General features: G+C 64.9%; 24 protein-coding genes. 8 read left to right on the plus strand and 16 right to left on the minus strand.

The features are described from left to right. Nucleotides 1–70: 70 nt before the first annotated feature. A complete protein-coding gene (kstR, locus tag V1Y59_RS02440) occupies nt 71–718 on the plus strand; it encodes a cholesterol catabolism transcriptional regulator KstR (RefSeq protein ID WP_330431276.1) in 648 nt (215 codons plus the stop codon). Nucleotides 719–944: 226 nt separating this feature from the next. On the opposite strand, the gene V1Y59_RS02445 is transcribed toward kstR, so the two are convergent. From V1Y59_RS02445 to V1Y59_RS02460, 4 genes are all read right to left on the minus strand, one after another. Beyond that, complete coding sequence (locus V1Y59_RS02445; protein WP_431309092.1) at nt 945–1,940, minus strand: alpha/beta hydrolase; 996 nt, start codon at nt 1,938–1,940, stop codon at nt 945–947. 197 nt (nt 1,941–2,137) lie between these two features. Further along, nucleotides 2,138–2,914 (minus strand): enoyl-CoA hydratase, encoded by a 777-nt coding sequence (locus V1Y59_RS02450; RefSeq protein ID WP_330503252.1) that lies wholly within the window; start codon nt 2,912–2,914, stop codon nt 2,138–2,140. Beyond that, nucleotides 2,907–4,004 (minus strand): enoyl-CoA hydratase/isomerase family protein, encoded by a 1,098-nt coding sequence (locus V1Y59_RS02455; RefSeq protein WP_330503253.1) that lies wholly within the window; start codon nt 4,002–4,004, stop codon nt 2,907–2,909. Before V1Y59_RS02455 ends, V1Y59_RS02450 begins: the two co-directional genes overlap by 8 nt. An 84-nt stretch (nt 4,005–4,088) precedes the next feature. Further along, nucleotides 4,089–4,535 carry a MaoC/PaaZ C-terminal domain-containing protein gene (locus V1Y59_RS02460; protein WP_330503558.1) on the minus strand — a complete coding sequence of 149 codons (447 nt, stop codon included), beginning with the start codon at nt 4,533–4,535 and terminating at the stop codon, nt 4,089–4,091. Nucleotides 4,536–4,835: 300 nt separating this feature from the next. Here V1Y59_RS02460 and V1Y59_RS02465 point away from each other — a divergent pair, with 300 nt between their 5' ends. Both V1Y59_RS02465 and V1Y59_RS02470 read left to right on the plus strand, forming a co-directional pair. Then, complete coding sequence (locus V1Y59_RS02465; RefSeq protein ID WP_330503254.1) at nt 4,836–5,150, plus strand: EthD family reductase; 315 nt, start codon at nt 4,836–4,838, stop codon at nt 5,148–5,150. 143 nt (nt 5,151–5,293) lie between these two features. Next, a complete protein-coding gene (locus V1Y59_RS02470; protein ID WP_330503255.1) occupies nt 5,294–5,731 on the plus strand; it encodes a DUF1330 domain-containing protein in 438 nt (145 codons plus the stop codon). Between the two features lie 31 nt (nt 5,732–5,762). Here V1Y59_RS02470 and V1Y59_RS02475 read toward each other — a convergent pair whose 3' ends face one another. Further along, nucleotides 5,763–6,518, minus strand: coding sequence for an HD domain-containing protein (locus tag V1Y59_RS02475; RefSeq protein ID WP_330503256.1), 756 nt, complete (start codon nt 6,516–6,518; stop codon nt 5,763–5,765). An 82-nt stretch (nt 6,519–6,600) separates the two neighbouring features. On the opposite strand from V1Y59_RS02475, the gene V1Y59_RS02480 reads away from it, so the two are divergent. After that, nucleotides 6,601–7,587, plus strand: coding sequence for a GlxA family transcriptional regulator (locus tag V1Y59_RS02480; RefSeq protein ID WP_330503258.1), 987 nt, complete (start codon nt 6,601–6,603; stop codon nt 7,585–7,587). 18 nt (nt 7,588–7,605) lie between these two features. Here the strand turns inward: V1Y59_RS02480 and V1Y59_RS02485 are convergent, their stop codons facing one another. Beyond that, nucleotides 7,606–8,637, minus strand: coding sequence for an ABC transporter permease (locus V1Y59_RS02485; protein WP_330503259.1), 1,032 nt, complete (start codon nt 8,635–8,637; stop codon nt 7,606–7,608). An 83-nt stretch (nt 8,638–8,720) separates the two neighbouring features. Between V1Y59_RS02485 and V1Y59_RS02490 the strand changes: the two genes are divergently transcribed. Then, nucleotides 8,721–9,305: a TetR/AcrR family transcriptional regulator gene (locus V1Y59_RS02490; protein ID WP_330503260.1), complete on the plus strand. Its 585-nt coding sequence runs from the start codon at nt 8,721–8,723 to the stop codon at nt 9,303–9,305. Here V1Y59_RS02490 and V1Y59_RS02495 read toward each other — a convergent pair. The 4 genes from V1Y59_RS02495 to V1Y59_RS02510 all read right to left on the minus strand — a co-directional run bounded on the left by V1Y59_RS02495 (nt 9,302) and on the right by V1Y59_RS02510 (nt 13,214). Further along, a complete protein-coding gene (locus V1Y59_RS02495) occupies nt 9,302–9,898 on the minus strand; it encodes a TetR/AcrR family transcriptional regulator (protein ID WP_330503262.1) in 597 nt (198 codons plus the stop codon). The two genes, V1Y59_RS02490 and V1Y59_RS02495, sit on opposite strands and share 4 nt — an antisense overlap. Nucleotides 9,899–9,979: 81 nt before the next feature. Further along, complete coding sequence (locus tag V1Y59_RS02500; protein ID WP_330503263.1) at nt 9,980–10,558, minus strand: nuclear transport factor 2 family protein; 579 nt, start codon at nt 10,556–10,558, stop codon at nt 9,980–9,982. Then, a complete protein-coding gene (locus V1Y59_RS02505) occupies nt 10,555–11,757 on the minus strand; it encodes a flavin reductase family protein (protein WP_330503264.1) in 1,203 nt (400 codons plus the stop codon). Before V1Y59_RS02505 ends, V1Y59_RS02500 begins: the two co-directional genes overlap by 4 nt. A gap of 26 nt (nt 11,758–11,783) precedes the next feature. Next, on the minus strand, nt 11,784–13,214 hold the full coding sequence (locus tag V1Y59_RS02510; RefSeq protein ID WP_330503265.1) for an MFS transporter: 1,431 nt from the start codon (nt 13,212–13,214) through the stop codon (nt 11,784–11,786). Between the two features lie 161 nt (nt 13,215–13,375). Between V1Y59_RS02510 and V1Y59_RS02515 the strand changes: the two genes are divergently transcribed. Genes V1Y59_RS02515 through V1Y59_RS02525 form a run of 3 tightly spaced genes read left to right on the plus strand, consistent with a single transcriptional unit; the run spans nt 13,376 to nt 15,663 of the window. Next, on the plus strand, nt 13,376–14,671 hold the full coding sequence (locus V1Y59_RS02515) for an amidase (RefSeq protein WP_330503266.1): 1,296 nt from the start codon (nt 13,376–13,378) through the stop codon (nt 14,669–14,671). A gap of 52 nt (nt 14,672–14,723) precedes the next feature. Further along, nucleotides 14,724–14,999 (plus strand): hypothetical protein, encoded by a 276-nt coding sequence (locus V1Y59_RS02520; protein WP_330431711.1) that lies wholly within the window; start codon nt 14,724–14,726, stop codon nt 14,997–14,999. 13 nt (nt 15,000–15,012) lie between these two features. Beyond that, on the plus strand, nt 15,013–15,663 hold the full coding sequence (locus V1Y59_RS02525) for a response regulator transcription factor (protein WP_330503267.1): 651 nt from the start codon (nt 15,013–15,015) through the stop codon (nt 15,661–15,663). Between the two features lie 48 nt (nt 15,664–15,711). Here V1Y59_RS02525 and V1Y59_RS02530 read toward each other — a convergent pair whose 3' ends face one another. The 6 genes from V1Y59_RS02530 to V1Y59_RS02555 are packed head-to-tail and all read right to left on the minus strand — an operon-like array spanning nt 15,712 to nt 20,883. Continuing rightward, a complete protein-coding gene (locus V1Y59_RS02530; protein WP_330503268.1) occupies nt 15,712–16,662 on the minus strand; it encodes a PDR/VanB family oxidoreductase in 951 nt (316 codons plus the stop codon). A gap of 48 nt (nt 16,663–16,710) precedes the next feature. Next, complete coding sequence (locus tag V1Y59_RS02535) at nt 16,711–17,463, minus strand: SDR family NAD(P)-dependent oxidoreductase (RefSeq protein WP_330503269.1); 753 nt, start codon at nt 17,461–17,463, stop codon at nt 16,711–16,713. A gap of 10 nt (nt 17,464–17,473) precedes the next feature. Then, complete coding sequence (locus tag V1Y59_RS02540) at nt 17,474–17,968, minus strand: aromatic-ring-hydroxylating dioxygenase subunit beta (protein ID WP_330503270.1); 495 nt, start codon at nt 17,966–17,968, stop codon at nt 17,474–17,476. Beyond that, a complete protein-coding gene (locus V1Y59_RS02545) occupies nt 17,961–19,238 on the minus strand; it encodes an aromatic ring-hydroxylating oxygenase subunit alpha (RefSeq protein ID WP_330503271.1) in 1,278 nt (425 codons plus the stop codon). Before V1Y59_RS02545 ends, V1Y59_RS02540 begins: the two co-directional genes overlap by 8 nt. Nucleotides 19,239–19,296: 58 nt before the next feature. Further along, complete coding sequence (locus V1Y59_RS02550; protein ID WP_330503272.1) at nt 19,297–19,659, minus strand: hypothetical protein; 363 nt, start codon at nt 19,657–19,659, stop codon at nt 19,297–19,299. 51 nt (nt 19,660–19,710) lie between these two features. Beyond that, nucleotides 19,711–20,883: an acyl-CoA dehydrogenase family protein gene (locus V1Y59_RS02555; protein ID WP_330503273.1), complete on the minus strand. Its 1,173-nt coding sequence runs from the start codon at nt 20,881–20,883 to the stop codon at nt 19,711–19,713. Nucleotides 20,884–21,011: the final 128 nt, after the last annotated feature.

A 21,011-nucleotide genomic window follows, 5' to 3' on the forward strand; every position in this document is an offset into this window, starting at 1 on the left:
AATATGCCATGTGTGCCTGCAGTCCGGTAGGCACCGTGGTGACCGATCACGTGAGGATGTCTTCGAGCACATGGCACGATCTGCAGCGGCCAAGGCCCCCGTCGATCCGGCGGCCACTCCCGCGCCGACGACCGGTACCGAGAGCGGCTCGACCGCGCAGCGGGAGCGGCGTCGCCGCATCCTCGATGCCACACTCGCGCTTGCCTCCAAGGGCGGCTACGACGCCGTGCAGATGCGCACCGTCGCGGACAAGGCGGACGTCGCCGTCGGTACCTTGTATCGCTATTTCCCGTCGAAGGTGCACCTGCTCGTCACCGCGCTCGCGCGCGAGTTCGAACGAGTCGAGTCGCGGGTGGATCGGTCACAACTGCGCGGCGACAACGCGATCGAACGTTTGCGTCACGTGCTCGACATGATCACCTACGCCATGCAGCGCGATCCCCTGCTCACCGAGGCGATGACCCGAGCTTTCATGTTCGCCGACGCGTCGGCCACCGCGGAGGTCGATCAGGTCGCCGGCATCATCGACCGACTGCTCGCCGGTGCCATGGTCGACGACGGCGAGCCCGGCGAGGAGGACCTCGCCATCGCCCGCGTCATCTCGGACGTTTGGATGTCGAACCTGGTCCAGTGGTTGACCCGTCGCGCATCGGCGACCGACGTCACCAACCGGCTCGAACTGACCGTGCGGCTGTTGCTGAAGGATCGGTTGGAGTAGGGGCTTAGCAGAGGTCTCGATACGTTCTCGCCTAGCGGCTCGAACTACTCGACCAGCGGTAGGTAGACCGCCGCCGATCGAGAGGTCTCGATACGCCCTCGCCTAGCGGCTCGGGCTACTCGACCAGCGGTAGTAGCGATCGAGTAGGGACCGAGCTTGCGAGGACCCGTCCAACCCGCCGATCGAGTAGGGACCGAGCCTGCGAGGACCCGTATCGAGATCACCTCTACCGGTTCAGATCCGCCTCGATCATCGGCCAGGTACGCCGTAGGTCGGACTCCCAGTACTCCCAGGAATGCGTTCCGGTCGGTCGGGAGATCACCTTCATCGGGACGCGAAGAGCTCGCATCCGTGCCGCCATGTCGTTCGTGCACTGATTGACCGCGGCCTCGATCACGCCGCCGAGCACCACCTGGTTTGCGAGTACCAGCGGATTGCCCTGTACCAGGCGGGCATTCATCTGATCGTAGGGGCCGGGCAGACCGGTGCCGGCCGTCATGTAGACCTTGGTGCTGCGCAGTTTCGCAGCATGGATGAACGGATCATTGTCGCGCCAGCCCTGGCCGCCGACCGGGCCCCACATGTTCTCGAGGTTGCCGCCGCCCCGATCGGCCACCACCACCCGGATGTAGGCCTGCCCCAGCGGATCACTGGTCCGGGCGCATCCGCTGTAGGCGGCCGCCGACCGATACAGCTTGGGTGCGGCGATCGCGAGATTGAGCACAGAGGTGCCCGCCATCGAGATGCCCGCAACGGCATTCACGTTCGTGGTCTCGAATTCTTTGTCGATCAACGGTGGGAGTTCTTTGGTCAGGAACGTCTGCCACTTGTTGCGGCCGAGCACCGGATCGTCGCGGCGCCAGTCGGTGTAGTAGGAGAAGGCGCCGCCGATCGGCGTGACGACGTTGACGTTCTTGTCCGCGAAGAACTTCACATAGTCGGTCTTCGCGGCCCAGGTCGCCGAATCCTCGCCGCCGCCGGCTCCGTTGAGGAGGTAGAAGGTCGGGCGGGGTTTGCTGGTGTCGCGGGGGCGCAGCACGTTGATCGGGATCATCTTCTGCATGGACGCCGACCAGACGACGAGGGTCGCCTGCTGTCTGCCGTCGTGGATGACCGCGTCGATCCTGGAGACGGCGGGGTCAGGTTCGGGTGCGGCCGACGCTACGGCCGCACCCATCGTGAACGTGATAGCCGCAGCCGTTGCGGCCGCCACCGACGCCATCCATCGACGTCCCCCGAAACCGGTCACGAGTCGTCCCTTCAGCCTCACAAGTCACATTTGTCACAAACGGTATCGTTGATCTGCTCAACCATCACCATCAGCGGGCATCTCGTTAGGGACTTGTGACTCGCAGTCACCCGCACACGACAACACCACCCGCAAAGCGAGCGAGGTGGTGTTGTCGAAGCAGATGTCTGTCAGCGGTGGCTGAACTTCGGCTCCCGCTTCTCGACGAAGGCCGCCATTCCTTCGGTCTGGTCGTCGGTGGCGAACGTCGAGTAGAACAGGGTCCGCTCCGCGCGGATGCCCTCGCCGAGCCCCGACTCGTATGCGCGGTTGACAGCCTCCTTGGCGAGCGATGCCGCGATGAACGACTTGGACGCGATTGTCTCGGCGACTTCCTTGGCCGTCGTCAGACAGTTCTCCTTGGGCACCACCCGCGACACCAGACCGAGCTTGTCGGCCTCGTCGACCTTCATGTTTCTGCCGGTGAGGATCAGGTCCATCGCCTTGGCCTTGCCGACCGCGCGGGTCAGGCGTTGGGAACCACCGATGCCGGGGATCACGCCGAGATTGATCTCGGGCTGACCGAACACCGCATTGTCGCCGGCGATCAGGATGTCGCAGATCATCGCGAGCTCGCACCCACCGCCGAGGGCATAGCCGGTCACCGACGCGATGATCGGGGTGCGCAGGCGGGCCAGATCGTCCCAGGCTGCGAAGAACTGCTCCCCGACGACGTCGCTGTAGGACTTCGACGACATCTCCTTGATGTCGGCGCCGGCGGCGAACGCCTTCTCCGATCCAGTGATGACGATGGCGCCGATATCCGGATCGTTGTCGAAATCGACAGCTGCGCCGACGACTTCGTTCATCAGTGTGGTGTTCAACGCGTTGAGCGCCTTGGGCCGGTTGAGCGTGATGATGCCGACGCGGCCGTCACGCTCGACGATGATGGTCTCGTGCTCAGACACTCGAATCCTCCTGAGGTGCAACGTTGATGGTGAGCTCCATGCCGTCTGACAGGGGCGCGAAGAAGGCGTCAACCTCCGCGGAGGTGACCGCGCTGTGGCCGGTGTGGCGCCACGCCGGGTTGCGATCCTTGTCGATCACCTGGGCGCGAATCCCCTCGGCCATATCGGGATTGAGCAGGCTGCGCAGCGACACCCGGTACTCACGTTTCAATGTCTCGACGAGTGACGGCGTCTCGTCGCGCAACGAACGGAGTGCGACGGCCAGCGCCAGCGGACTCTTGCCGGCGATGGTGGCCGCGGCCTTGTCTGCCTCCTCCGTGCCGACGGCTCGGCAGCGGTCGATGATCTCGCCGACCGTCTCCGCGGAGAAGGCCTCGCGAATCCAGTCACGCTGCGCCGCGATCGTCGACTCCGGGGGCTGTTGGGCGTACTTCGCGATCGCCTCGTCGAGCGAGGTCTCGCCGATCGCCTGTCGGAACGCGTCCAGGTCGTCGGCCGGTATGTAATGGTCGGCCAGGCCGAGTGCGATGGCGTCCGCGCCGGACAGTTGGCCCGCGGTGAGCCCGGCGTAGATGCCGAGGTTGTCGGGTACGCGCGCGAGGAGGTGCGTCCCGCCGACGTCGGGGACGAAGCCGATGCCGACCTCGGGCATCGCCAGGCGGGTGCGGTCGGTGACGATTCGGGTGTTGGCATGCGCCGAGATGCCGACGCCACCTCCCATGACGATGCCGTCCATGATGGCGACGTAGGGCTTGGGGTAGCGCGCGATGTCGGCGTTGAGGCGGTACTCGTCGCGCCAGAACGCCGCCGACGGTGACGCGGCGGCCTCGGAGTCGTCGGCGGCCCCACCGCTCAGCGCCGACGCGTCACGGTGGATGGCGACGATGTCGCCGCCGGCGCACAGACCGCGCTCGCCGGCTCCGGTCAGCACCACCGCGTTGACCTGCGGATCTGCCGCCCAATCACGCAACATCTCGTCCATCACGGTGACCATCGACTGGTCCAGTGCGTTGATCGACTTGGGTCGGTTGAGCGTCAGGGTCGCCACCCCGGCATCGATTGCGGACACTACGGACGGCTCATCCGCCATGGCTGATCTCCTCACAGATTCGTCCGACTACCCCACAGATAGTTGCATATCCTAGTAAAGGAGTACAGGGCAGGTCCCGGGCACTCAATCACGTGCGCGGACGAACACCTCCATGGTGGTCGTCAGGACCTCGCGTGCGCCGCCGTTGACCAACTGCCCGGTGGTGGTCACCAGCGCTCGTCCGGGTTTGTCGAACGTGATGGCGGCGATCGTCATCGACCCGGTGAGAGTGTCGCCGGGTCGGACCGGATACCGAAAGGCGACGTCGGTGAGACGGCGTCCGGCGATCACCTGCCAGTGATCGAAGACCGCACTCACGGCCAGTCGCTGGAACACCGCAAGGGTGTGGATACCGCTCGCGATGAGACCACCGAAGGCGCCGACATCGGCCGTCGCCGCGTCTACGTGGAAACCCTGCGGATCCCAGGCGGTCGCGAAGTCGATCAGACCTGCCTCGGTGATCGTGAACGTGCCGAACTGATAGCGACCTCCCGGCTGAAGGTCATCGGCGAAGGCGCGTCGGGTTTCCATGGTCACGGCGGTCACGCTATCCGGCGCGCCCAGAACCGGGCGATACAGGCCATCGCAACCTCTGCTCCCGGAGGAGGCCCGGAGCCTGCGGAGCCGTCACCCTCCGACCCCTGAGCAGACCCGGAGCCTGCGGAGGGTCGTCACGAAGGGCCGTCGAACTGGCCCCGTTCGCATCGAGGTGGCCGCAGATGCGCTTGCCGCCAATCAAATCCAACGATCCTGGTTCCGCGACGATGACCACCGACCTACGGTGAGGTCACCGGGCCCACCGCGGTCCATTGTCGAGACAGGAGTTACCAGATGACCATCCGCGTCGCCGTTTGCTACGGGCAGCCCAACGATCCCGCTGCGTTCGACGAGTACTACGAACAGGTACACGTTCCGCTCGCCTCCAAGGTGCCCGGCCTGACCGAGTACACCTGGGGCAAGGTGTCCACCCTCGACGGTTCCGAACCGCCCTACTACGCGGTTGCGAACCTCTACTTCGCCGATCAGGACGCCTTGATCGCGGCCGCAGGTTCTGAAGAAATGGCCGCGGCGGGCGCAGATGTCGCCAACTTCGCGACCGGCGGAGTCACCATGTTCACCCAGGAGGAGTCGTCGGTTCTCCGGTGACCTGACCGGCGCCGATCGCGCGGCGGCAGGCCTCGTGCGTTCATCTGCACCGGGCGACGGCCTGCCGACCGGGCCGCGGTGCCGTCTCGCCGGGGTAATCGCAACTGGAAGGACCGCGTCCCCCGAGTGTTTACAGTGGGGCGATGAGCTCCGATCTCCTCCCTCCCGCCGACCGTCGCAGCATCGATCCGCGGCGCGATCAGTTCGCCCAGGTGGCGCAACTCCCTACCGATCAACCGGTCACGATGCTCAATTTGCTGCGGTACCGCGCCGAGGCCGATTACTCGCACGCCCAGGAGCTCGCACCCGACGAGCCGATCACCGGAGCCGAGGCATACCGCCGATACGGCGCAGCGGCGATGCCGCACATCGAGAAGACAGGTGCCCAGGTCTTGTTCCACGGCGACGGCGGTCCGACCGTCATCGGCCCTGACGACGAGCAATGGGACTCGATGTTGCTGGTCCGGTATCCGAGCCCGCAGGCCTTTCTCGACATGGTCACCGACCCGGAGTACCAGTCGCTGTCGCGGCATCGGACGGCGGCGCTGGCGGATTCGCGCCTCATCGCGACGACGGTGTGAGCACCGTCGATCCAAGTCGGCGCGGTAGGCACTACTCGTCGAACGGGGCCATCTTCAACAACGTGGGAAAGCCTCCCCACCGCGTAGCCCACTGTGCGCGGCCTCGCGGAACCGCCTGTTGCTCCGCCTCCCAGGCGGTGAGCAGATTCCGCCGCAGGTCCCGCCTGGGATAACGGTCGTGAACCGTGTCGACCCACTCGCCGTCGAATCGGTCGAGACCGATGCCGGTCAGGTCGGCCCACGCCCCCGCGGCGACGAAGCCGGCCGGGTCACCCAGGTCCGAGTCGGCACCGATGTTGATGTGACCGGCGATGGCGGCACCGAGCGCCGCAGCGCGGTCATCGTCCACCCCGCGATCGAGCGCGAACCGCTCGGCACGTTCGCCGCCGACGACGGCGAAGCAGCGCCCCGGGGTCGGATCCTCGAGGTGGGTGTCATGCAACATGCAGGCGACGAAGTTGAGTTCCTCGTCGATGTGCGCCCCCTGCAGGCCTGCCAGTGCCAGGCCGAAAATGTATGTCCGATACGAGTGTTCGAGCACATGCGGGCTGACCACCTCGCGTGCTTCGGCTGCCGCGTCCCGGGCCAGCGCCGAGTCCGGGAAGCGCAGTTCGTCGAGATCCACACGCCCCGAACCACGTAGCGATGTCGCCAGCCGCAACCGCACCATCGGATAGCTGGTGACCGCCCGCAGCAACGGCCCGAGCAATTCGACCTTCTGTCGGGTACTGAGTGTCCCACCGGTGCTGGTGGCCCAGTCCCAGTCCAGGCTCTTGAGTGTTGGCATGTCGTCAGTGTTGCGGGAGCACTCAGGGTTCGACCAGTGTCTGAAAAGACACCTACAGTCTCTTTTGTGACAAGATGATCGCGTGATTCAAGTGCGCGCTCTCGCGCTGGACGGCGTGTCGTCCTTCGATCTGGCCTGTGCGGTGCAGACATTCGCCCGGGGGCCGGAGCCCGCCGGGCGACCGGACGGTTTCGAGCTGACGGTGTGCGGGCCGACCCCGGGGATCATTCCGAGCCCCGACGGGTTCGACTTGCAGGTGTCGAAGGGTCTCGAGGCGCTCTCCGCCGCCGACATCATCATCGTCCCCGGCCGCCACCCGGTCGATGCAGCCGCACCTACAAACGTCATCGACGCGCTCCATGCTGCGCACGCTCGCGGCACCATCGTGGCCAGCATCTGCATCGGCGCGTTCGTTCTCGCGCAGGCAGGCCTGCTCGACGGGCGTGACGCGACGACACACTGGGCATACACGAGACGACTGGCCGACGAGTTCCCGGCGATCCGGGTGCATCCGGAACCGCTGTACATCGACGACGGCGACATCCTGACATCAGCGGGCCTGGCCGCGGGCCTCGACCTGTGCCTGCACATCGTGCGGCGCACCGCCGGCACCGCAGCAGCGGCGCGTCTGGCTCGATGGAACGTCGTCGGACCGCACCGCGAAGGTGGACAGGCTCAGTTCATACCCTGCTACCGGCCACCGGTTTCGTCTGCCGGACTCGGGCCGGTCCAGTCCTGGATTCGCGAGAACCTCGACAAGCCATTGGCCCTGGACGACATAGCCGCTCGTGTCCACATCAGCACCCGAACACTCAACCGGAGATTCCTCGCCGAGGTCGGCATGACACCCAAGCAATGGATCATCGAGCAGCGGGTCGCTGCTGCCCGGGAACTCCTCGAAGACGATTCGATCAGCATCGAGACAGTCGCTCGCCGAACGGGATTCCCCAGCACGACGGCACTGCGCAAGCAATTGCGGATTCGGACGTCGTCGACGCCGAGCGGTTATCGTCGGACGTTCGCGGAACGATCGGCGAACCCGGATACCGTTCACGCGCCGGAGCGTTGACCCGGACAGTGCACGGTCTCACGTTGTCGCAGTTGCTTCGTCGACGGCGTGGCGTCCGATGTGGATCTCATCCTCGTCGACCTCGTTCGACCTCCGGTTGCGCCACACGCCCAGCAGATACAACGCGAGTCCGCCGAGCAGCCAGCACAGCAGCACCAGGATCGAGTGCATGGCGCCGTTGCCGTTGAAGAACGCCACGTCGCGCAGCATGGTGCCGGTGGCGCCGGGCGGCAGGAGTTGACCGATGTAGCCCCACGGCGTGGGCAGCATCTCGGGTGCGCTCGCCAACCCCGACAACGGGTTTCCGAGGAAGATCAACAGGATTGCGGCGATCGCCAGGCCGGCACCGCCGAGGAGTTCACGAAGTCCGAGTACCGCGAAGCAGGTGGCGGCGATGCCGAGCATCGCGGCCACGCTCGTCACCCAGTAACTCCCGTCGAACGTGCCGATCACATACGTCAGAGTCGCCACCAGCACCAGACCACCGACCACCGACACCCCGAGCGCGGCGAGGATTCGCGACCCCGGTGTGTGGATGAGCAGCATGATCACCATGGCGCTGATCCACCCGCCGAGCGCGAGGGGGAGCGCACCTGCGGCCAAGCCCGCTCCCCTCGGATCATCGGGAGGAAACGACCGGATGTCGACGGTCTGCGATGACCCGCCGGTCGTCCCTGCGACGTTGGCGGCGATCGTCGAGATCGCCGTGGCGACGGCGGGACTCGCGGCCGAGGCGACCATCGCGTTCACATCCTGGCCGTCGACGATCAACGCACCGTAGATGTCACGCTGCTCGATTGCGTCCTGAGCCGCGTCGGCGTCGTCGTATCGCGTGACGTCGAACCCGTTGAGCTGCTGACTCATCCGATCCGCCTGCGTCGAGGACGCGACCACGCCGATGGGGACGTCGTGCGGGGCGGAGTTGGCCGCCGGGAGGGCAAAGGCCGTGACCATCGCGGCGAGCAGCGCCGCGACGCCCACGATGAGGCCGATGATCGTGCGGGGTGACGGCGTGGTCGGTGCGTCGCCCGGCGAAGGGAGCATTGCCATGAGAGGTCCTTAAGAAACGGTTCGTTTCCTAAGACCGTAGGCTATTGTCATTGGAAACGCAACGTTTCTTATTGGAGTGTGGAATGGGCGCGACGCGACGGCGCGGCGAGGATCTCGAAGCAGCGATCCACGCCGCTGTCCAGAGCCAGTTGATGGAGCACGGCTACGCGGCACTGACCTTCGAAGGCGTCGCCGCCTCCGCCGGGACCAGCAAGGCAGTCCTGTACCGGAGATGGCCGACGAAGGCGGCGATGGTGTTCGCCTCGATGACCGACAAGGACAAGGCGCCGCTTGCCACACCCGACACGGGATCGCTCGTCGGCGATCTCACGCAACTCCTGCACGACGGCAACGAGTTGTTCTCCCACCGTGGGCGGGACATCATCCTCGGCATCTTGTCCGATACCGACGAGGACACGGCTTGGTCCATGCGCGAGTTGATCTTCCGCCGATCGGCCGAGATCGTCCGTCCGATCGTCGAGCGGGCCTGCGCTCGAGGAGAACTCGGCACCCACCCGATCCCCACCCGCGCGCTGGCCCTGCCCATGGATCTGCTGCGGAACGAGACGCTGTTGCGGCGCAAGCTCGACGACGCCGGGATCGGCGAGATCGTCGGGGTGTGCGTGGTGCCGCTGTTCGAGACGTTGAGCGGGCGGGACGCGGGCTAAGTGTGGTCGGTCGTGAAGGAATCGATCGCCGCATCGAGCATCGCGAGTTGAGACTTGCGCGTCGTCGCCCCTCGATCGAGCACCGCGCTCACCTGCAACCCGATCATCATGTTCATCAACGCATTAGCCTGCACCGCAGCGTCGCACGCGTTCGCCTCGCCATCAGCGACCGCCTCATCGATGTGTCGGGCCATCAGAGCGCGCCACTCCCGGACCGCAGTGTTGTTCACGGACTCCATCTGACGGTCGGTGAGCGCGCGTTGCCACAGGGAGATGGCGATCCGAGCTTCCAACCGCGCCTCCTCGGTCGACGGCATGATCTCCAGGCACACTTTGCGCAACGCCCGCAAACCGCGTAATCCGTGCGAAGATGCGGCGATCCGGTTGTTCGTGGCCACCAGGACGTGCTCGAAAGCACTTTGCAGGATCTCGTCCTTGCCTGAGAAGTAGTGACTCAGGGCACCGTTCGAGTATCCCGCCTCGGCCGCGAGGTCACGCATGTTGATGCCGTCTATCCCGCGAGCGGCAATGAGCCGCCACGCCGCACTGATGATCGCCTCCCGGCGTTCCGCATGATCCACCAGCCGCGGCATCGCCCCTCCGTCGCATCCCGTTGTTTCTACAAGCGTACGGCAACGCGACGACGCGTCGAGAGATCCGGCCGCCGCCCCTCGTCAGTTACTCACCCGGGTGGCGGCTCCACCGTCCATCAGCACCGATGTCGACGGGTGGCTCTGCGCGAATCGGCTCGGCAGGTCGGCGACGAACACGTTCTCGGTCCGGGTACGGGTGATCCGCCATCCGTCTGGGGTCTGCCGGAAGCTGTTGTTGAGCCGACTCGACCTCAACAGTCCGGTGCCGTCGGAGAACAGCCACGGCTGCATGTGTATCCACTGCCCGGAGGCCTCATCCCCGTCGACGTGGATCTGCTCAGAGGTGAGGTAGTGCGCGTTGAGCACCAGTTTCGGATCGCGATTCTCATCCCAGAAACGCTGGAAGTGTTCACGGATGGCTTGTTTGCCGTCGGCGTGGCCGAACTGTCCGTCGTAGTATTCACCCACACCCTCCCAGACGGCGTCGTCGGTGTAGAGGTCGACGATGAGCTCGATACGGTACGCGTCGTCGTGCACACCGAACTCGGGACACGGTGTGTCGCAGAGGAACATGTACCGCGCCTGGATACGTCTGATCTCGGCCTCGGCCTCGAGCACCGCAACCCGTCGGGCCAACGCGGCAACGGTGTCCGCGCTCACGCGTGAACCCCGTCTGCCACAGAGCCCTCGAGCGTCGCGACCACTTCACGTGCGCGCGCCAGCCACTGCTGCACCCGACGGCCGGTGTGACCTGCGGGCAACTGCGCGAGCCGCAGCGTCATCGAATACGAACCGTTGCCGTCGCGGATCGGCAGCACGAGCGAACCGATGTCGTAGGTTTCGTCGTCCGCGATCAGCCGCGGCCGGTAGTCCACGGCCGACCCGGCGATCGACTCTCGGATTCGGCGTTCCTGTGACGGCGTCAGCCTCCCGGTGTCGTATTCTCGCGTGGCACGGCGCAAGTCGTCGTAAGCCGAGTCGCCCTCGGAAGGGAGGAGGGAAACCAGATACCCGTGATCCCGGACGAACGTCAGTCGGTCCCGGTGTAGCTGTTTGATCTCATCGGGCGCGCCTGCGAGTTTGCCGACCCAGCGATCCTGGAGTTCGCCGTCGCAGTCGAACAGGTAGGTGTCACCAATGGGGGGCACCATCGGGATGCGGCCGGCCAACCCGAGTTCGCGATCGATTCCGGGACCTGTCGCCGACAGCACTGTGGCCATCTCGTCGGAGCTCACTGCGGTGAACACCGATACCTCGCAACCTATTTCCGTTGCGAGTGCTTCCACGTCAGGGCGCGCCGCGTGCGCCGCATGGATGGCCGGGAGGATCTCGTGATCCATCCGCGCCATCAGCGAACTGCAGACGAAGCTGCCGTAGCCACCCTGGAAGAAGATCAGCGGCGACACCGGGTTCGTCACGGCCATGTCATGGACCTCACACAGGGCTATCCAGTGGTCGCCCGCTTCGACGGTGTTCGCGATCCGGGCGTCGATCCATGCGACCGAGTCGGTCAGAACCGGGTCGCCCGACGGCGAGGGGAACCAGTCGATGCCGTCGAGTTTGTCCTCCCACCGCTGCGCGACGGTCAGCACTATGTCTTCCTGTTCGCCACCGAGGATGTTGATGCACAACGACGAGCAGTCCAGCATCTTGGCGAAGGTGCGCGACGTCTTCATCGGCATGAAGGACACCAGAGGCGGGTCAAGCGACACCGAACTGAAGGTGCCGACGACCATCGCGAGGATCTCACCGCTGGCCTCCCGACCGGTGACGACGACAACCCCGGTTGGGTAGTGGCCCAGAACATCTCGGAACACCTTGCGGTCGACGGAGCTGGGGGCGGATACAGAACTGGTCATGATGGACTCCTCGTACTCGTGGGAGGTCAGGCGCGAACGAATCGCTGTTGTAGGGTGTGGGCAAGACGTTCCGGCCGGAGGAAGGCTATGCAGAGCGCACCGCCGACCAGTAGCACGATGCCGGTGATGGTGAATGCTTGATGCACACCCTCCGCCATGTTGGCGGCCATCTCGTCGGAGGGCTTTTCGCCCTTCGGCGGGGAGACGTATCCGGCACGACCCATCAACCAGCCCACCAGGATCGGTGAGATGACGGCGCCGAAGGAGGCGACACCTCCGAGGGTGGCCATCATGATCGGTCGCTGCTTGACACCGACCGCGTATCCGATCGCCGAAGCGGTCATCGGATATGCAAGGCTGCAGCCTCCGGCGATACAGAGCAGCGCGACCGCGACGGGTCCGGACGTGGCCTGGATCGAGATGAAGCACAGCCCGGCTACCACCGCGGCACATCCGAACGGGACGGCGATGGCGAGGTGGGCGGTACGGCCGTTGCGCAGGAGACGATGACCGAGCGCGCCCAACCCGAGCAGGACGAGGGCACCGATCACCCATGGGAAGGTGGTCACGGTGCCCACCTCGGAGAGGGACATCCCGACGACGGTGCCGAGATACTGTGGCAGCCAGGTGGTCAGGAAGCCCTGCACCCAGAAGTTCGATGCCCCGCCGATCACCGCGGAGATGAAGGCGATGCTGAGCAGCGCCCGCCAGATCGCGACCGGCTTCTGATCGTCGACTGCTTCGGTCGCGATCTCGGTGCGATCGTTGTCTCGCTCGTCATCGACCTCGTCCTGGTGGGACTCCGGCTGTTCGCGCTTGTCCTTACCGTGAGGGCCATCGGCACCGAGAAGCAGCCACGCAATCGTCCACAGGAGCCCGACTATGCCGAGGACGCCGAACGCCCACCGCCAACCCCACGCCGCGATCACCCACGCGAGCGCCGGTGCAGCGATGACGGGGCCAAGGGTCGATCCGGCGGCGACCAGATTCGACGGTAGCGCTCGCCGCGCCGGCGGGAACCAGCCCTGGGCGGACGTCAGCGACATCGCAGTTGCCGGGCCCTCCGCACCGCCGAGGACGATCCGAGTCACCAGCAAGACTGCGGCGCCGCCGCCGAGGAGCATCGGGAACTGCAGTACCGCCCAGGTGAGCCCCATCGCGAACAGAATCCACTTGACCGAGTACTTCGCGGCCAGAAACCCGGTCACCACGGATACGACCGCGTAGAGGAAGAAGAACGAGCTGCCGATGAAACCGAACTCGACAGCAGTCAATCCCAGTTCTGGCATCGCATCCGCGGAGACGAGCCCGAGCACCGCTTTGTCGGCAAACGCCACGATCTGAAAAAGCACCAGCAGGGCGGTGACCAACCACGCACGCCGGCTCATTCGTCGAAAATCGACGCGTCGCGGCGGCGCGGCGTCGACCGATCGGATCTCCGTTGTCTTGGTGGCCATCGTTGTTTCCTTTGGCAGTTCGACAGAGGACTCCCCCGTCACGGCTGATGAGCTGACGTGAATCTAGGTCGCGATCTCCCTACAGAGATAGGAGGGAAATCTTTACTGTTGCGGCAGGCACGATGCGGGCACACTGGTGTGCACCGGATGAAGGAGGATCGGTGAGCTCGGCCTACTGGACTCAGCCCATCAGCGCCCAGGTAAGCGCTGTGAACTCGGGGCGCGTCTCATCGGAAAGCCTTGTCGTGCAGGTGCGCGACGAGATCGAACGTCGCGAAGCCGACCTGTCGGCGTGGGTCGACCTGGTCCGCGACCACGCCGATGTCGCTCGCGCTCAGGATCATGTAGGTACGTCGTTACCGATGCGCGGCATCTCGCTCGGCGTCAAGGATCTGATCGACGTCGCCGGAATGGCCACTCGCGCCGGTTCCGTGATCACATCGAGCGCTCCGGTCGACGCAGATGCCGACTGTGTCAGCCGGTTTCGAGAGCTCGGCGCGATCATTCAGGGAAAGACGGTCACCACCGAGTTCGGATACTTCGCGCCCGGGCCGACACGGAATCCGCACGCCCCCGACCACACGCCCGGCGGATCATCGAGTGGATCGGCGGCCGCGGTCGGTGCCGGCGTCGTCCCCGTTGCGTTGGGAACCCAGACGGCCGGTTCACTGACCCGGCCCGCAGCCTTTTGCGGTACGGCCGGAATGGTGCTGGCCCAGGGCGCCACCAGCCTCGCCGGGATCACCGGCCTCAGTGAGTCCCTGGACAGTCTCGGCATCCTCACTCGAACGAGCGTCGACCTGCACTACGCCTACACGGCATTCGCGGGCGCGCCCACGCGGACGGTGGCCCCCGCCAGAACCGCGCTCGTCTGGGACGGCAGCGAACTCGGCACCCTGCACCCGACCATGACCCGCCTGCTTCAGATCGTTCCCGACCTCCTCCGGAAGATCGATGTGGAACCGGCGACCCTGGATTGGGACGATCATGTTCGTACCCTGGCGGACGATCATGTGACCGTGATGTCGAAAGAGGCGGCCGCGACACTCCGTGCGGTGTACGACGAAAAGGCAGATCAGCTCAGCCCGCAGCTGCGTGAACTCGTCTCTGACGGGCAGCGCGTGCAGGCCGATGCCCACAAGGCAGCGCTCGTCCGGCGCGACCGCTCCCGCGCCGAACTCGACCAACGGCTCGGGATGGACACGATCATCGTTGGACCGGCAGCGCTGGGTCCCGCACCACGTGGGTTGACCGCCACGGGATCCCCGGTGCTCAGCCGCCCGTGGCAACTCCTCGGGTCACCGGTCGTCGTGGTTCCGGGACTGCGAACCGAGGAGGGGCTCCCGCTCGGCCTGCAACTCATCGCGCAACCCGGTCGAGAGGATGTCCTGTTGCAGACAGCAATCCGTCTCGAACGAGTACTGCGAGCGACACCAGCCATCCAGGAACAAGAGTGAAAAGGTCACGAAGAGAATGAGTACATCAACGGCGCCGACGAACGAGCCGGTCATGAAGCCACGCCCGGTGACCCACCACCGCATGTTCCTGACCTGCTACGAGGACACCTTCAACTACGGGTGGCATCACGTCGATCTGTTCGTCCACGACGAGTACGGCCGCGAAGTCAACTGGGTGCACTGGACCGTCGAGGCCGACGGCCCGGAAGCTGCCGACGAGTCCGTGCGTAGTGAGGAGCCCTGGCTGCTGCGCACCAGCGAGTGGCAGCACCAGGTAAGTGCCCTCGGGATGAACTACTGGACCGCCGACGCCGCCTGGGCCGAGTAGATAGAATCTCGCCATGACTGAGTCATTGGCCGCTGCCGAGCGTCCGGCGACGGTCTATGTCGTCGATGACGATCCGGAGTTGTGCGAGTCCGTAGACTGGCTGCTCGACAGCATCGGGATCAAGCCCACGATCTGCCACAGCGCGGACCAGTTCCTCGCCGCCTACACCGGTGATCACCCAGCGTGCATCATCCTCGACGTCCGCATGCCACAGATGAGTGGAACGCGACTGCAGGAGAAGCTCAACGAGTTCGCGCCGCATGTTGCGATCATCTTCGTGTCCGCCCACGGCGACATCCGGATGTCGGTGTCCACCATGCAGGCCGGCGCGATGGATTTTCTCGAGAAGCCGTACGACCCTCAGCGTCTTCTGGACGCTGTTCAACGTGGGGTTGAGGAGGCACGCAAGCGTTTTCAGGTCTTCGAGTCGCGTCAGTCGATCCAAGCGAAGGTCGACTTGCTGACCCCGCGCGAACGGGAGATCCTCGCTCTGGTGATCGAGGGGCTGCCCAGCCAGAATATCGCCCGCCGCCTGGGGATGAGCGTGAAGACGGTCGACGTGCACCGGACCCGCATCAAGAGCAAGACCGACGCGGACAGCATCAACACGCTGGTGCGCGACATCCTGCGGTTCGACGTGAACGTTCCCGTCGATTCGGCGTAGAAGGTAGACCGTCGATCCCTGAGGTGCGCTCGCACCCAGGAGCGAATCTCAGTAGTAGTCCAGCACGATCCGCTTCCCGAGCGCACGGGAGACGCAGACCGCCATGACCTCACCGGATTCCTTCTCCGCCTTGGAGAGAACATTGTCACGATGCTCGGGCGAGCCTTCGACGACCTGCATGATGCACGTCCCGCAGATCCCTTCTTCACACGATGTGTCCACGTCGCAGTCGTTGTCGAGTAGCACATCCGCGATGCTGCGGTCGGCAGGCACCTCGAACGTCTCGCCGTCGAGCTCGACCTCGAAGGCGGAGTTCTCGCTGGTCTCCGGTTGGGCGGCAGCATGGAAGTTCTCGGAATGCACCGCGTCAGCAGGTACGAAACGTTCTGCCGTCGCGATCACCTTCGCCATGAACCCCTCGGGACCGCAGACGTACACGTGGGTGTCGGTGGGGATGTCGGCAAGCGCCACCGACAGGATCGCCTCCTGTTCGTCGCGCGGGACACCGACATGGGCGTGCAGTTTGTCCGGGCAGCGGTCTCGCAATAGGGGCAGGAATGCGGCATCCTCTTCGGTCCGAGCGAAGTAGTGCAGCTCGAAGCTGATCCCGGTGACGTCCATGTAGCGCGCCATGCTCAGCATCGGGGTTATCCCGATACCTGCTGCAACAAGGACGTGATGTGCTGCCGGCGAGACGATCTCGAGCAGGTTGCGTGGCTCACTGATCTTCAGGGAGTCACCGACGGCCAGTTCGTGTAGCGCCGCCGACCCGCCGCGCGAGTTCTCTTCGCGCTTCACAGCCACCGCGAAGGTCTCTTGGCCATCGGGCCGGCTGCACAACGAGTACTGACGGGTGATCGCGGTCGGACCGACCACGTCGACGTGGGCTCCCGGTGTGTACTTCCCGATCGGTGTGCCATCGGGGTTGGACAGATAGAAAGTCTTGACCGATGGCGTCTCCTGGACGATGTCCGAGACGATCACATCCATGAGGGCCATGGTGTCTCCTGATTTGGGTATCGGGCGGGTGTGTCGAAGGTTCGAGATCTAGCGGACGTAGAGTCCACCGTTGACGTCCCAGCAAGCGCCGGTGACGAAGTGGGCGTTGTCCGCGGTGAGCAGAGCGACCATGTCCGCGACGAACGACGGATCACCCATCCGGCCGACCGGAATTCCGGCGATGACCGCGTCGAGACGATCCGGTGGAACGGTGGCCTTCACGATGGGCAGGTCGTGCGGCCCCGGGGCGATGGAGTTGACGGTGACGCCGTAGCCGGCGAGTTCGCGCGCGAAGATCTTGGTCACCGTGAGGATTCCACCCTTGGACGTCGCGTAGTGCGCGCCGGTCGCGGTACCACCATTCTGCCCCGCGAGTGACGCCATGTTCACGATCCGGCCATACCCCTGTGCCGCCATCGCCGCCCCGATCACCTGGCAGCCGAAGAAGACGCTGTCCACGTTTGTCGTCAGGACACGGTTGAAGTCGTCTTCCCCCAAGGTCATCAGGTCGGCGGCCTGTGTCACCGCCGCGTTGTTCACCAGGATCGTCGGAGTGCCCCACACCTCTTCACAGTCCGCGAGGGTCGTGACGAAGTTCTCTCGATGTGCCACATCGAGTTCCACGGCGCGCGCCGTGGAACCATCCGGCGACAGATCACGTGCTACCGCATCCGCGGCGTCCACCGCGATGTCGGTGAGGAGAACCCGGTGACCGTCAGCGTGCAGGCGCCGTGCGATGTGGCTGCCCATACCGCCCGCGGCGCCGGTGACCACGGCGATTCCCTTGCTGCTGTATGACATCGTGGCCGCCCTAGACCAGGTAGCCGGACGCGCTGACGGCGTCCTCGCTGTCGATGAGGCGGGCGACCTTCAGCGCGATCTTGTCACCGTCGTCGTCGAGCACGACCTTATGGGTCATCTCCGCACCGATCGTGGAGAACTTGTCACGCTTGAAAGCATTGAGGATCTGCGCCGACTTGATGGTGACGGCGGTGTCACTGACCTCGTCGACCGTGAATCGGGAGACGATCCGGACGGTGCGTGCGGCGGCAACCGCGGACGGCGCGTAGCCCTGCATCATGCGCTGCACGCGTAGTTCCCGCATCCGCTTGTCGTCGTACACCATGTTCAGCGACGACTCGAAGTCGTCGGTGTCCGGGTCGATGGGGATGACGTAGAGGGCCTCGTCGGTGTACATGGTCTCCCACGTCCGATAGTCCTTGGCATCGAGGACTGCGGCCTCCTGCCAGACCAATTGGATCGCTCGCAGCACTCGCGGATCGGTAAAGGACAACACCTCAGTCATCGGTCATCATCTTCTTCCACATCTCGTAGGACGCACGCATGCCGGTCTCGTCGGTGACATGTGAGGTGGGCCAGCCCTCGTCGGTCAGGTACTCGCGCTTCTCGCCACGGTTCACCAGGATCGGCATGTTCGGATTTCCGCCGGCGCCGATCTGCACGCGATCCCAGCCCTCGGCGTCGTCGGGGCTGCCGAAGCCGAAGGGACCCTGGAAGTGCTCGTGGATGCGCAGCCGTTCGCGGTTGATGCTCTCCGGGCCGCCGTCCATGCCGATCGCCATATGCCACACCTCGGTCTCGTCGACACTGATCGGGATGAGAACCCGGAAGAACGACGACGACATCGCGATGTTCGGGAACATGTTGAGGTTGAAGCCACATCCGTGCATCGACCTCATGTACCGCCGGATGCGCTCGGGGCTCTCGCCGGCCTCCGTGAGCTCATCGACGAGATGCTGGAAGCGGGGCTGAATCTCCTCGCTCCCGTCGTCGATGTCGAGGTCCGCGTGTGCGGCGGCCATGATCGCAACGCTGTGCCCGTTGCCGAGCGCGTGGGTCTCGGCCTCGGGGTCGTCCATGAACGACATCATGCTGGCGGTCTCGGCGTCTACCGAAGCCATCCACGACTTGTGCACCATCGGGAAGTGGTAACCGTCGGTGGTGTTCTCCAGCTGGATCTTCCAGTTGCCCTTGAAACGGAACTTGTGGCTGCCGAGTACCTTGGTGGGAAATCCGTTGGACTGCTTGAGGAATCGTTCCATCCAGATCTTCGCGTCGCCGAGGAAGTCCTCGAGTGGTTCAGCGTCCAGATTGAAGGTCGCGAAGATCATGCCGAGGTAACTCTCGGTACGCAGCTTCTGCAGTGGGAAGTCGTTCTTCTCCACCACGCCCTCATAGCCGTCCGGATACGGGATGCCCCGCAGCCGGCCGTCGAGAGTGTAGGACCAGTTGTGATACGGACAGGTGAAGCCGTTGGCCTTGCCGCTGCGCTGATCACACACCGTCGCACCGCGATGGCGGCACCGGTTCAGCAGGGTGTTGAAGTTTCCCTTGCGATCGCGGGTCACGATCACCGGCTGATCACCCACCTGGGTGGTCTTGAAGGACCCGGCCTCGGGAACCTCACTCTCGTGGGCGACCCACACCCAACTGCGATGAAAGATCTTTGACATCTCCTCGGCGAAGATCTCCGGATCGGTGTACAGACTGCCCGCGACCCGATCATGCTGGGCGAGATCGGCAAACGCCCTGGTGGGCCGTTCGATGGTGGTCATATGTAGTCCTCGTCTGATGCAGCCATGGGGCGGCTGCGCACGGTTTGATTGCTGTTGGTCAGAGTTCGACGTCGTCGCGGATGGTCAGTTCGCGTCCCATCCGGGCTTCGATCTTGAAGTATTTCCACAGGGCGTGGTCGCCGATCATGGTGGTACGCAGCAAGTTGCAGGCCTCGCGCACGGTCGGCTGATCGCGGACATCGGCGAGGACGTAGCAGGTCCACGGCCAGCCGTCGGAGGGGCCGACCATGTGTGCGTCGTCGTCGAATGTGCCGATGATGTCGACGCCGTCCATCTTCTTGAGATTCGACAGCATTGTGGAGATACCCACCCACACGGGGCCGATCTCCGCCTTCGGCAGGTCGAAGAAGTTCTGGTTGTTACCGATGCAGAACAGTGTGCGTAGCGGCTCGGTGGCCATGTGGTGGCTCCTCGTATTCGGTGCGGTTTGCGTCAGGTCAGCAGGATGCGATCAGGGAAAGCTCGGGATACCGGCGTCGAGTCCGAGCAGAAGCGATCCCGAGGCTTCGAAGGTGTTGGAGGCCAACATGGCGTGCTGAGCAGGGACGAGCCCGTCCTGCAGGAAACGTTGCAGTGGGTGGGTTTCGTAGATCGCACCGGTGCCGGCAAGGTCGAAGGCGCACAGCACGACTCGACGTCCGGCGTGCGCCGCGTGAGTCGCGCTGAGCCGCAGGAGCGCCTGGTCCTCGGTGGAGATCTCCAGACCGTCCACAGCCTTCGCCCAGAGCGATTCGGTGGTCTCGTAGAAGAACGCTCGGGCTGAGCGCAGTTCGGCCTCGGCCTCGGCGATGCCGACCTTGTACACCGGCCGGTTGCCCTTGCTCGCGCCTCCGGTGATGGAGGTTCGGCTGGATCCGACCTCGATGGCGTAGTCGAGGGCGCCGCGCGCGGCACCGAGGGTGACCACGGCCAGCACCTGGGCCGCATATGCGAGCGCCGGGTACCGATTGAGCGGCTCATCGATCTGCGGGGCACCGCCACGGACGAACGTCATCTCGGTTGGAACGAACAGCCGGTCTGCGCGGATCGCGTGCGAGCCCGTCGCTTTCATTCCGGCGACGTCCCAGTTGTCGATGATCTCGACATCGGCGGGGTCGACCAGCGCGGTGAGCGGCTTCCCCTCGGATTCGGGTCCGCCGGCCAGGCCGATTCCGAGGATGTCGGCGCCACGGCATCCGCTGGCGAACTGCCACAGTCCCGAGCAGATGTAGCCTCCGTCGACCTTCTCGGCCTCCTGCATCGGGAACAGACCACCGGCGTATGCGACGTCGGGACCGGCGGCGTAGATCTTCTGCTGGGTCTCGATCGGCAGAGCGGCGAAGTAGACCAGTGACGAACCGAAGCTCGACACCCAGCCGGTGGCCGGATCCACCGCCGATACCCGTTCCACCATCTTCATGAATGCGGCCGGCGGCATCGGCTCCCCGCCGAACGCGGCCGGTGTCGACGCGCGATACATACCGGCCCGCTTCAGGAGCGCGATGAAATCTCGAGGCACGAATCGCTGTTCCTCGAATTCCTCGCGGCGATCGCGAAGCACGTCGAGTGCGTGATCGAACGCGGCTGCCCGCTCCGGACCCGCAGGTGCGGCAACCGCGCGATCGGCGATGCTCTCCGTGGTCATCAGGTGTCTCCATTCAGATTCGAGAATCCTTATGGGCGTTACACTATGGACGAGTCGTGATCGGCGGTATCGGGAGTTCCTCCGCGAGGGCTAAGCAATTCCTTACTTGCACCATCGGGCGAACCGGT

The organism is Gordonia prachuapensis (assembly GCF_036350515.1).
GTDB classification, from domain to species: Bacteria; Actinomycetota; Actinomycetes; order Mycobacteriales; family Mycobacteriaceae; genus Gordonia; species Gordonia prachuapensis.